The 13225-nt window shown below is 33.7% G+C and carries 9 protein-coding genes; 6 read left to right on the forward strand and 3 right to left on the reverse strand.

Annotated elements, in window-relative coordinates:
* Positions 1-395: 395 nt before the first annotated feature.
* The 3 genes from V6M85_RS03545 (at position 396) to V6M85_RS03555 (ending at position 4139) form a co-directional block, all read left to right on the forward strand.
* A complete protein-coding gene (locus tag V6M85_RS03545; RefSeq protein WP_338603059.1) occupies positions 396-1751 on the forward strand; it encodes an MFS transporter in 1356 nt (451 codons plus the stop codon).
* 184 nt (positions 1752-1935) lie between these two features.
* A complete protein-coding gene (locus V6M85_RS03550; protein WP_338603062.1) occupies positions 1936-2781 on the forward strand; it encodes a cyclase family protein in 846 nt (281 codons plus the stop codon).
* A gap of 350 nt (positions 2782-3131) precedes the next feature.
* The gene (locus V6M85_RS03555; RefSeq protein ID WP_338603063.1) at positions 3132-4139 is read left to right on the forward strand and encodes an ABC transporter substrate-binding protein; all 1008 of its coding nucleotides are present in this window, start codon (positions 3132-3134) and stop codon (positions 4137-4139) included.
* Here V6M85_RS03555 and V6M85_RS03560 read toward each other — a convergent pair.
* Positions 4128-5309, reverse strand: a complete 1182-nt coding sequence (locus V6M85_RS03560) for an amidase (RefSeq protein ID WP_338603065.1) — start codon at positions 5307-5309, stop codon at positions 4128-4130. The genes V6M85_RS03555 and V6M85_RS03560 overlap by 12 nt on opposite strands.
* A 54-nt stretch (positions 5310-5363) precedes the next feature.
* Between V6M85_RS03560 and V6M85_RS03565 the strand changes: the two genes are divergently transcribed.
* A complete protein-coding gene (locus V6M85_RS03565) occupies positions 5364-6539 on the forward strand; it encodes an MFS transporter (protein WP_338603067.1) in 1176 nt (391 codons plus the stop codon).
* 34 nt (positions 6540-6573) lie between these two features.
* Here the strand turns inward: V6M85_RS03565 and V6M85_RS03570 are convergent, their stop codons facing one another.
* On the reverse strand, positions 6574-7332 hold the full coding sequence (locus V6M85_RS03570; RefSeq protein WP_338603069.1) for a 3-oxoacyl-ACP reductase family protein: 759 nt from the start codon (positions 7330-7332) through the stop codon (positions 6574-6576).
* 583 nt (positions 7333-7915) lie between these two features.
* On the opposite strand from V6M85_RS03570, the gene V6M85_RS03575 reads away from it, so the two are divergent.
* Together V6M85_RS03575 and V6M85_RS03580 are read left to right on the forward strand one after the other, a co-directional pair.
* Positions 7916-8956, forward strand: a complete 1041-nt coding sequence (locus V6M85_RS03575) for an ABC transporter substrate-binding protein (protein ID WP_338603072.1) — start codon at positions 7916-7918, stop codon at positions 8954-8956.
* 311 nt (positions 8957-9267) lie between these two features.
* Complete coding sequence (locus tag V6M85_RS03580; protein WP_338603074.1) at positions 9268-10350, forward strand: LLM class flavin-dependent oxidoreductase; 1083 nt, start codon at positions 9268-9270, stop codon at positions 10348-10350.
* 460 nt (positions 10351-10810) lie between these two features.
* Here V6M85_RS03580 and V6M85_RS03585 read toward each other — a convergent pair whose 3' ends face one another.
* Positions 10811-12433 carry a thiamine pyrophosphate-requiring protein gene (locus tag V6M85_RS03585; RefSeq protein ID WP_338603076.1) on the reverse strand — a complete coding sequence of 541 codons (1623 nt, stop codon included), beginning with the start codon at positions 12431-12433 and terminating at the stop codon, positions 10811-10813.
* Positions 12434-13225: the final 792 nt, after the last annotated feature.

Raw genomic sequence — 13225 nt, forward strand, 5'->3', positions numbered from 1 at the left:
TAAATGCATGAAATTAAAATCACTTAGTTATTATAGCTCATAAGATATTCACCATTAATATTAACTAATGACAAGTCGTTTAAACTAAATTTGAGTTCTTGCAAAAGAAAATTATATTGCCTATTCCCTATAAAGACTATTATGGTTGTTATTAGATAAAACTTGTAATTAACACGCATAAAAATTACTTTAGCACTTTCATAGTGTCGTTATTAAGTTATAAATTCAAAGGAACTATGATTTCCACTCATAACCTTATATTGTGATATTTACTTAATCAATATATGAAATTTTAGGGTGATTCATTTTATACCAATATGAGGACATTATGATCACATTTCACAAATTTGATAATTAGTAACGCTTATATATTTAGATTGTAAAATAAATCTACAATGGATAGTAGAGATAAAGATTCTATAAGTAAAGAAAATCTTATAAGAATTTCGGTAGCTGCTGGATTAGGTAATATGATAGATTTTTATGAATTCTTTATATCAGCAACAGCGGCGGCTATAGTATGGCCTATTATATTCTTTGGGCCATTAGCTAAATCACCAGCTTTAGCTACTACTCTCTCAATAATAGCCTTTGGAGTCGGGTATATAACTAGACCAGTAGGAGCTTTTGTTTTTGGTCATCTAGGAGATACCAGAGGAAGAATAACTTCTCTAACGCTTTCTATTCTTCTTACAACAGTTTCAGTGTTAGGGACGGGGCTCCTTCCCACCTATGCTTCTATAGGTATACTTGCCGTAATATTGCTTTTCATTTTTAGGCTATTATTAGGTATGTCTTTAGGTGGAGAATTTGGCGGAGCATCTGTTTGGGTTATAGAGCACGCTGAAGCACAAGGTAAGAGATCAGTAAGGGGGAGATATGGTTCTTTACTTGGTTCCCTCCAATCAATAGGCATAGGCGCAGCAGGATTAGCATTTACGTTTTCTAGCTTGTACTATCATGGAACATCTTTTCTTACAATTGGTTGGAGAATTCCATATCTAGCTGGTGCAATAATAGCAATAGTAGGAGCAATAATAAGGTTTAGGATGTTGGAGAGTCCCATATTTAAGCAAATTATAGAGAAAGGTAAGATAGTCCATATGCCTGCTTTGCAAGTTCTAAAGGGGAGATCAGGTTTAATTATACTCGGTGCATCCTTTATGTATTTCTTTCAATCATTAATAGGGGTACTTTTCGGAGGCCCGATTCCGCAAGCGTTCATCTCAAGATCACAGTTAGTAAATACTTTTGGCCTTCCGCCTAGAATTTTCGCACCAACCATAATAGCTCTAGCTTATTTTTCTGGGGCTCTATTAGGGGCAATAATTGGTGGCATAGTAAGCGATTATATAGGAAGAAAGAGAACAATGCTAATAGCGATTGTCTTATCTATTCTCTTCTCCTATCCTTACATATTATTAATGGGATCTGGAAATGGAATTTTGGCACTAATAGCCACAGAGCTCATGGAGTTTAGTGGATGGATAGCTGTGGGGGTGACTTTCGTGTGGTTTGCCGAAATGTTTCCCGCAAATCTACGATATTCTGGAACTGGCTTAACTGCACAAATAGGAGTTCTGATAAACGGTATCATTTCTAGTATTATTATACCTTCTCTCATAACTAACGCGAAAGGACTAGAATACATTTTTGAAGGGTCCTTCATACCTGGATTAGTTGCGTCGATTATCTGCTTAGGGATTCTCTTCTTATTGCCGGAGACTAAGGGAAAGCAACTGGAAATGTAATTTGCTTTATTTATTTTTTAAAATTGTTTTCTCTCATTTAATGTGACGTGAAGTATTTATAAACCATAGGGATTTAATGAGATCGTGATTACTAAAATATATTTAGTTACTTGCATAATTTTTCTCAAAATTATAGAAGAAACACTTAATAGTATGCTTTCCATTTATGAAGCTGTGAATAAAAATGTCTTCAATACTCGATCACTTCCTTAGTCTCTTCCAATACGAAAATACAAATGTATCGTATAAGGTAAAAAGAATGAAGGATTTATTAAAACTAATTGATAAGGGAGAGATAATAGAACTAGGGAAAACCATAAAGAATGGATCGTATTATTTTGGTCATGGCCCCGTTTATATAGGGAAGCATCTGTACTATGACGATGCTAAAAGGAGATACAAGGATTTGGACATTCCAGAAGGATCGGGTTTTGCAAACGTTAGATTAAACATGTGCGATCATACTGGCACACATATAGACGCGTTAAATCACGTATCAGAAAAGGGCAAATTATTTGGTGGTATAGACATAAAGACTATGAGAGCTGATGTGGATGGCTATAAAGATTTGGACATAACAACAATACCTCCAATATTTACTCGAGGAATATTTATAGATGTCTCTGAGATCGGACTAGATAGGGAAATTACTGGACAGGATTTAGAGAGAAAACTAAAAGTTAATGTCGAGAAAGGAGATGCTGCAATAATATATACAGGATTCAGTAAGGATGGGGCAGATGAAGAGCCAGGAATAGGTATAGATGCTGCTAAATGGATCGTAAGTAAAGGGTTTGGAGTTGTAGGAAGTGATGCTCCTAGAACCGAATATGTAAGAAAAGGTATGAAAACTTATCTACCAGTGCATAGATATCTAATAGCTGAAAATGGAATACCGATTATAGATAACATGAACCTGGAAAACCTAGTAAAAGCTCTAAATGGTAGACAAGAATTTGTCCTAGTGATATTACCATTAAGATTAACCGGAGCCACAGCATCACCTTTGAATCCAATAGCAATAATCTAATTTTTCTTTCTTAATGTAACATCTTAATATTTTTATGGGTGCTTTTCACGAGGTGATTGTATATTATCATAATAATTATATTTGAATAGTTTAATGTATAATTGAACTTCTATTGCTTTCCTATAATAGGGAGTTTGTTTTATGTAGTAGTATGTTGTCGATTTTGGTAGTGGGAGTTAGTTTATTGGTATCCCTAGTATGTATTGTGCTAGGATTTGGGCTTAATGTTTTTATATTGGAGTAATAATTGTGCTAGGATTACCGTGTTCATTGGGGTAACTCTTTCTAAAGAACCCTTATAATAAAGGGTCCATAAAGGTTTTTATATTTTGGCTATGACATTTAGTTTGATGTCTGACCTAACTTTAACAATTGCGTGTTGGAGTTATGATAGAGTAAAGCCGTTTTTAACTGGAGAAGTTAAAATAGATGGGGTAGAAATAAATCTGAAGAAGTTATGGGTACAAGAAGTATTTAGAAGAATGTTGGGCAATAAGGAGTTTGATGCCTCAGAAATGTCTCTTTCTGCATACATCAGTACTCTATTCACTAAGGAAAAGCCATTTGTTGGAATACCCGTTTTCCTTTCCAGAAAGTTCAGATTAGGTTATATCTTTATTAATAGCGAGTCAGGCATAAAGAAACCAGAAGACCTAAAGGGGAGAAAGGTTGGAATACCGGAATTTAGACATACTGCTTCTGTGTGGATTAGAGGAATTTTAGAGGAGAAGTATGGAGTTCCTGTAGAGTCAGTAACTTACGTTTTAGGACCCATGGAAAGGGAAAAGTCTATCAATAAATATTACATTTATGTTCCACAACTAGACTCTACCGAAGTCTATAGGAAAGATATTAAAATAGTAAAAGCTCCAGAAGGTAAGGTGTTATCTGAAATGTTAGCTGAAGGTGAGATAGATGCACTGTATCACGCTCAAATTCCCACAACATATTATACTACAAATAAGGTAAAGAGACTTTTTGATAATTACATTGAGGAAGACTTAAAATACTATAGGGAAGAGGGAATATTCCCCATTATGCATCTTCTAGTAATTAGAAGAGATGTGTATGAGAAAAACAGATGGCTAGCTAAAGCATTATACGATGCATTCCTTAAAGCTAAGGAGATAGCTTATGAGGAACTAAGAGTGACTGGTGTCAATACATTTATGCATCCTTGGCTAGAATATGAAATGGAAAAGATCACTAAGTTAATGGGAAAAGATTATTGGCCATATGGAGTAAAGGCAAATAGAAAGACTATCGATAAATTCATCTCTTACATGTATAAACAAGGGTTAATACCAAATAAATTAGAAATTGAAGAAGTATTTGCAGAAGAGGTTTTAGACACTTAATGATGATACGAAGTTTAAAAGATATTCATCGCACCCTATATCAGCTATAAATTGAGCTCCTACAAACTTATTTATTGGAACTGAAATAGCTGGCACTTTTAAGAAGTTAAATGAGGAGGTATTCCTAGTTAACATCTTCCTAAACTTCAGCAAGTGACTGGTATAATTCTCTAAAATGTCTTTAACCTTGGGAGGGTAGATTGGGACTGTAGGACATGCTAATAAATCGTATTTATTGAAAATCTTTACGAACTCTTTTATCATCTCGTCCCTATTCATGATAACTCTCACGTAGTCAACTCCACTTACACTAAATCCTTGCTTTATTGACGCTAAAACGTCTGGGAAATAATCATTTTCATGGTCCTTTAAAAATTGAGAATGATAATAGGCAGTCTCAGCTCTAAATTTATCCAAGACTTCAATGGAAATTGGTAATAAGGGGATACTAATTTCTTCAACATCTAAACCTAATTTATCCATGAATCTCATGAAATCGGTCTTAGTATCACAATCCTCAGTGAGCTCTTTTATTATACCTATTCTCTTCACTTTCTCCCCTTTTCTTTTCTCATTAACAATCAGATTTATCATCGTATTGGTATCGTTAGGATCATATCCCTTTAAAATATTATATACTTTTCTTATACTGTCAACCTCTCTACTTAAAATTCCGACATGGTCTAAACTCCAACTAACCGGAATTATTCCATAATTGCTTATCCTTCCAAAAGTTGGTTTAAATCCATATACACCACAAAACGCTGCTGGAATTCTTATCGATCCCCTAGTATCTGTTCCTAACGCTGCATTAACATCACCTACAGCAACAGCTACTGCTGAACCTCCACTGGAACCTCCGGTTATTAGCTCTGGATCGTTTGGATTTATCGTAGGGCCAAATATACTTGATGTGTTTGTTCCACCTATTGCAAATTCGTGCATATTAGTCTTTGCAACTATTTTAATCCTAGTATCCTTTTTTAGCTTAGCTACTACTGTAGCATCATAGTCGGGTATGAAGTTGTAAAGTACTTTTGAGGCAGCGGTAGTTCTTAAACCTTTAGTATACATGTTATCCTTAATAGCAATTCTAAATTTTTCATCTTCGGTGTCATCGATAATGGTTATGTATGCGTTAAATTTAAGGCCTTTTAAATTTGATTGCATCTAGTAACTTTCAAAAGTGAGGTTTTTAAATGTGATCTCATTACATTTTCTCATATGCAAGCTAAATTGAAAAAATGGTTTGGCCTTTCTCTAGTATCAGCTGCACATGCAGAAACTCACATACAAGTAAGTGCGTATTCACTAGTTTACCCATATGTTATAAATTACTTTAATATAACTTATGCTGACCTAGGATTATTATTGGGAGCTGTAAATCTAATAAACGGTTTACTACAAGGAGTTTATGGCTTATTATCAAACTATATAAAAAGAAAGTATCTATGTGGAGGCGGAAATGTAATGGTAGGATTAACCATGATCGCTACAGCATTCTCTAGTTCATTTCCTTTATTTTCTACCTTCAGGATATTGGGAGCTATCGGCTCTAGCCCACAACATCCTACTGCGTCATCTCTAATCTCAGACTGGTTCGAAAGGAGGGAGAGAGGAAAAGCACTGACAATTCACACTTCTGCTGGTAATATAGGTACGTTGATCGCTCCTTTAATAATTGGTTTTCTGATACCAATCTTAGGTTGGAGAGATGCCTTATTTATTTTTGGCATACCAGGTTTTATATTTGGCATTTTAGTGATGTTATTAGTAGAAGATAGGAAATCTATTACTATCGAGCAAAGAAAGGTGGCTAAATCTTATATTAAAGTACTTAAAGATACAAATATACTTAAATTATATGCTGCTAGATCTATAATAGCTGGAGGTAGAGGGTTAGGAGTAGCATTAACTTTTATACCCCTTTATCTAGTCAATTATTTACATCTCTCATCACAAATAGTTGGGGGACTTTATACTATATTAGCAGCGGGAAGCGTAATATCCCCAATATTAGGTGCTCATATCTCTGATATATTAGGAAGTAGAAAACTCATAATAATACCTTCATTGGCAATGTCCGCATCAGGTTCTATAATTCTACTATTAACTGGACACAATATATTAGGAATCATCATAGCGTTGCTTATAATTGGAATGTTCTTATTTAATGAAGATCCACTCTCTCAAGCCCTGCTTTCTGACATAATTAAAGATGAACGTAGAGATAGTGCCTTTAGTCTGTACTATATGATAAATTATACATCTGGAGCCATTTGGAGTATCATATTGGGTTTAATATTGTCACTCCTTGGATTTAGAGCACTCTTTGAAACTATGTTATTCTCGTATTTAGTAGGTGCATTAATAATCTCAACAGTTAAAGAAAAAGATTAGGAACTTTTGTATTAAAATAACCTTTGATAATTTTTCATAAAAATACGCTTCCACCATCAACTACAATTGTTTGACCCGTTATGAAGTCACTGTCATCAGATGCTAAAAATATTAGTGTGCCTACTAGATCTTCTGGTGTTTGATCCCTTTTAATTGATCTAGTTTCTTTACGACTCTCTAAATAGGTTGGCTGATTTAACTTAAGTGTTGCTTTTGTCACTGTTAATCCTGGGGCTATTGCATTAACATTAATGTTGTACTCGCCCATTTCTCTTGCTAATACCCTAGTGAGTCCTATCACAGCTGCCTTAGATGCAACATAATGAGCGAAACCAGTAGTTCCAGAGTAAACTGTAGCTGATGCGATGTTTATTATTTTACCCTTTCCCTGCTTTTTCATATAAGGAAAAACAGCCTTTGAACATAACCAAACCCCCATTACATTAACTCTTAGGACCCTTTCAAATTCTTGTACTGAAATTTCGTAAAAGTATTTCTTTCTATCCAACATACCATATATTGCAGCATTGTTAACTAAGATATCTATCCGTCCAAATTCGTCAAAGATCCTTTTAGCCATGTCATTTACTTGATTTTCATCACTAACATCAACCTTTAATGGTATCGCTTTAACTCCAATAGATTCTATACTCCTTGCGGTTTCATTAATGGTATTAAAGTCTATATCAACTAATACAACATTTGAACCCTCTTTTGCTAATGCGATAGAAAAAGTTTTACCTATATCACCAGCTGCACCAGTAATTATAGCTACCTTATCTTTAAGCCTCATAAATAGCAACTAGCTAAACATAATTTAAAAATTTCTGTTGACGAATGCCAACAAATGTAAGTATCGTACAATATTCTCACTATTTTCCGGCCCTGACAAATATTAAGGTTACTTTGAACTATGTGTTTTTGTCTAAATTACCAATAATATAGATAAACTCTAGATGTAACATAAAAGTAGATAAAGAAAGGCATAATCCTCTATAGTAATATTTAAATATAAATCCTATTCTACTAGTAGACTTAAAATGATCAAACTTTGATTAAACTGCCAAGCTGTTTTTTATTTGGTTTTATTAAATGAACTAAAATGATAAGTTGATACACTTCTTAATTACTATAAGTCCACGAATCTATTAGTGTGTGTATCATTTGAAAACCGGACGATAATTCTATGAATAGCCCTGATAGAGAGAATAGCCTCAATTTTCAGAAATTCCACAAATTACGAATCTATTACAAAATTAACGTTAATACATCATATAAGAGTGCGCTAATTACGTAGCTATTTTTACAGGAACGTTCTTAGGTTCATTTCCTATAGGTTTATTAATTTATATAAGTAATGACTATTAGTGATTATAATGAATAATAGAAAGGTTAAATTAGGTATTAGCAAATCAATTTTAATAATGATAGTAGTTATCATGATAATAGTAGCTGTAATTGGTGGAACTTTAGGATATTATTATACGCAAAAATCATCACAAGTAGTAACATCAGTAAAACCAATATCAACTACTCCAGTTACTATTGGAGCTTTACAAGGTAATGACCCGGATATATCAGCCTGGGGTTTCACTGAATCGCAACTCTTACCTATGCTTAAAGAATATGATCCTAATATTAAGACACAAGATTTCTCTACTGCAACGTTAGTAATCCAAGGATTAGAAAGTGGTACAATACAAGTAGGCATAATTAGCACGGACTCGATAGTTGTTGCTATCTCTAAAGGTGCACCACTTGTAATCGTAGCTACATATAGGGTCACACCAGCAGTAAGAGATTTAGTAGTTAATTCAAAGACACCCATCAATTCCTTATTTCAGTTAAATAACACGGAAGATGCCGAACCATCACCGGGCATTTTACCTACTATAACCGATGAGTACCTAGAGTATAAATATCATCTTCATTTTAATTTTGAATATGTGGGTTCTTTTCAAGGTCAAATAGCGGCTTTAATAACTGGTAAGGCTACTTTTGCAAACGTTAATCCATTTGACGCATACAAACTAATTCAAAATGGCACCTTAAAGGTAGTTTATAGCTTTAGTCTAAAATGGCCTGCATATTCTGTGGTAACAAGCAGAAGCTTCTTAAAAGAACATCCGAATGCCGTAAGGGCAGTAGTAATGGGATTACTTAAAGCAAATCAAATCTACGAGTCGAATGTTAATAATCAAACAGTAAGTTTCCTTGCTAGCTACTATCAGAGAATTATAGGTTCTGAAGGAGCTATAGTTTTATTCAAAAACTACACATATTCTACTAATGGAGCTATTAACGTAACAGCATTACAAGTACTTATAAATACTTATCGAGAGATAGGCGTGATCACTAACAGTACGTTAACAGTTAATGACACATACACGAACGAATTCGTCCCCATTGTAACGTAAAATCTTTCTTGAGACAAGCTAGATTTGTCTTCCTTTAATCAATTTAATTAATATATAAATGCTTTATATTTTATAGATATTTTTGAATTAGGCAAATATATTATAAAATAAATATATTACTTGACATCTCTGAGTGAAGTGATATGTGAAGTTTTATTGCAAATTTATGTACCTCAGAGTATAACCTTTTGACTTAACTGAGAGTATTATAAAGATTATCGTTAATCTGCAAAACCCTTTCTAAAAATAATGACACTTTAAGAGTACTAATAGAACAATCTTTAAATATATCTTTATAAGTATATTTTCTTATGCAAGAAGATGAAATACATTTTGGAGTATTTACACATCCCATCTTACCTCAAGATCTATCAAATTTTGATTTTTTAAAATACTATAAAGATCATTTAAATCTCGTCAGGGAGGCTGAGAAATTAGGATATGAACATTTTTTCTTTGCTGAACATCATTTTTCTAGGCTAGGTGGAAATCCATCAGAAGGAGTATTGCTCTCAGCAGCTTGCCAGCATACAGTGAAAATTAGGATAGGATCCTTAGCCTATGTTATACCCGTTAGAAATCCTCTTCACCTCGCAGAAGAACTAGCACTACTCGATAATTTATGTGAGGGAAGGTTAGATGTTGGCTTAACTGGAGGAATAAGTGAACTTGAACTTAAAGAGCTTGGTTTAGATCCTAAGATTGCTAAAGTGATGAGCAGAGAGGCTACATCGGCTTTGCTGGGATTCATGAAGATCACAGCTGAAGGAAAGAGGTTTACTTTTAAGGGAGACTATTATAAGTTTGAGGACGTAGAGAGACTCATACCTTATGTTCAGAAGCCACATCCACCAATTTGGATACCCACAAGAACAATACCTACTACCATATGGGCTGCTCAGAATGGCTTAAACCTAGTTACTGGTATTGACAGGGATGAGATCTTAAAGGAGAGAATTGATGCATATAGAAATAATTATTCTGGTATCGGTAACCCTAGATTAGCAATTGAGAAATACATCTTCACTAGCAATAACGAAGAAAAAGTAAATAAATTATTACCTAGCATGCTTAAGGAATTGAAAGGTGCCTTTTTGGATTTACAAGAGAGAAAGAACATCAAAAGTTATGAAATAGGAGAAGTAAGAAAGGGCGAAGGATTCGTTCCACCGGAATTTTATAAATATGATGATGTGAATTTCATGACTACTACTGCACGTGTATTAGTAGGTAAGCCAAAGGAAGTAGCGACTAAAGTAAAGAAAAGTTTAGAAATAACTAAGGCTAATACGTTCTTAATACACATAGATTGGATTACAATAAGTTATGAAGATAATGTGGAAAATCTAGAGTTATTTGCCAATGAAATTATACCTGAAATTAAAAGAAGATGATTTTTAGCTTTTAGTTGCTTTATAGAGCTTCTCAAAATTAACGCCAATTAAATTAATTCTCTTTAAGGAAACTACGTTCTAACTCTGAATAATTTACAAATATTCATAAAACATTTTTGTCAATGTTAACATTTGATGTACAATTTCACACTAAAATTCTTATGATGCCGTGAGTATTTTTCATAGTTTTTATGTTATTCTTAATCTGAATTCCTGAAAATGAAGAGATTTAGTTCTTGGAAGGTCATAATGTCGTTATGTTACCATTAATTTGTTTTTACGAAGCTATATACCTGATTTCGGTCCTAAATCCTTGAAATTATACCAAAATGACTGCACTATGTGGAAGGTTAATAATTTGACTATTAAAATTTTTACCTATAAAGAACTGTACTAGACCATGATCTCAGAATTTCTAAACACTCCTAGAAAAAATAATTAATCTTTGTATTTATTTGACTTAAGCTTTAACCCTTTCCACTATTGCTTGTATTATTGCTGGTTTTCCTTTCTTAACATATTCTACTGCCTCTGTTAACGTCTCCTTAATCTCTTCTGGTTTCTCTATCAGCTTATAATAACCATTATATGCTAATATACCTTGACCAATATTGTATCTAATGAAATTAGTTCCAGGGTATAAACCCTTAGCGACTGCCATACCATCTGGGTAAACTTCTTTAACAGCGTTTTCAGTTGCTAACCATCCAGCATTATCATAAATTATTGTTAAAACGGGATACTTAGCTGCTACATAATAAAAGGCTTCCGGAACACCGAAAATAAACTGACCATCACCTACTGTCACAATAACTAGCTTATCATGCAGTAGCGATTTTATTCCCGTGGAAGCTCCTAATCCCCAACCTAAGTACCCAGCGGAGGGTTCTCCTAAATAGCTACCAAATTCATCTAATTCCGCATATTTAGGATTGAAAACATATTCGTTGACTATTATCGCCTTTTCTTGTTTAGCAATCTTTCCTATTTCATATGATAAATATCTAGGATGAATTTTCCTATTCTTCCTTAACCTCTCAACCTCTTCTCCTTTCTCCTTAATCTGCCTTTCCCTTTTCTTAATTATCCATTCATCATCTTTAGGCCTAATATCATTAACCAATCTGTCGAAGAATTCTGAGACTGTTGATTGAATACATAAATCACACTGAAAGCCATAAAATGGTATGTTAGTATATGAAGGATCTGTATCAACTCTTATTACATTGCCCTTAATTTCTTGCTTTTTAGGTATCCAAGGTACATCGTTTTCTACAACTATTAGTAAATCTGATTCAGATAGATCTATATTATCTAAAGCCATGCTACCATTTGAGGGGTAGTTGACATATCCCCCTATATAATTTATTACTGGTATTCTAGTTTTATTAGCGAAGTTAACTAAAGATTCAAACCAATCTTTTCTTCTACCTGAATTCCACGTTATAATAATTGGTCTTTCAGCCTCATTAATCATTTTCTTTGCTTTTTCTAAATGAGCCCTAGGTGCAGCTGGTTCAAAAGGCTCCATTTTGACACGTCTATATTCTGTCTCCTCTACTGTGATTTCTCTTGGAAACACAATATAAACTGGTCCCTTGGGTTCACTTAGAGCAATCTGAAATGCTCTTGATATGGTTTCTGGAATCTGTTCAACTCTTCTAATCTCAAAAGCGTATTTAACCCATGGCTTTACCATATCAGTCTGGTTCTCAACTTCCTGGGGCCAATGAATCCTAACATTTCTACTTGCTCTACTTCCTCTCTCAGTATATGGACTTTTCCCAGCCAATACTATTAATGGAAGTCGCATGGTATACGCATCCATTAGAATTCCTATAACATTAGCAGTTCCAGGAGTAGTATGTACTAATACTACTCCAACTCTACCTAGAAAAGACTGCCCTAATGCCATAGACGATGCAACTATTTCATGTGGAACCTCTTCTAAATCTGGCAAATTATTAGGATCTTTTACCTTCTCCTCAATTAACGCAGCATGATCAGTACCACCAACCATAAATATTTTTTCAACCCCAAATTCCCTTAACAGCTTAAGTATGATTTTTGCACCAGTTAACATTAAAAACTCTTTCAATGAATGAATATATAAACTTTTTCAATAAAATGCTATAGATAGTATATACATGAATTATTTGACTAGTGAAAATATATTTAAACTGTCATAAGTATATGTTAAAATATATTTGGGAATAATGGTTTATCAATTCTTGTTAATTTTACGTTTTGAACGACATATTATAGTGTTCTTATATATTAACCTGACTTCTCCCCACTATCAAATGGCAAAAATCCTCCTATTGATTCGTGAATACATCTCTCATTTTAAGGACAGTCGAGCGGCTCAGAGAACCCATCCCATAAAGATTCATTACAGCAATATAATCACGATGATCCTCATACCACACTCATATAACACAACATTATGTACTTCTTTTAAAAAAGAAGTGATTTTACGTTCACATAACCACTGTAGAACGAATCTTTTATATTTCATATAACGATTAATCATGAGCTACAGAAACGAGAAGCCAATCTTCATGCTAAGAGTCACAATTACCGCCTCGAAGGAACTATCTCATGAATAGTTAGTTCTGAAGCCCATAGAATGCGTTTTTACCTAAAGAAGGGTCTTTTAAAACTTTTTGCAGGCATTCCATGCATAGAGGCTTTCTGCCCACATTTTCGTAAAATTCAGTAGTTAAGCGGACTAATAATAAATAGAGATCTACCTAATATGACTACTTAGGTTGCAAACTTAACTGGGGATTTGGTCTATTATTAACAATTTTATTATATAATAAACTTTATTTTATTGATCAGCTAAACTTTAATACCACAGTAGTATTTATTA

The organism is Sulfolobus tengchongensis, assembly GCF_036967215.1.
GTDB classification, from domain to species: domain Archaea; phylum Thermoproteota; class Thermoprotei_A; order Sulfolobales; family Sulfolobaceae; genus Saccharolobus; species Saccharolobus tengchongensis_A.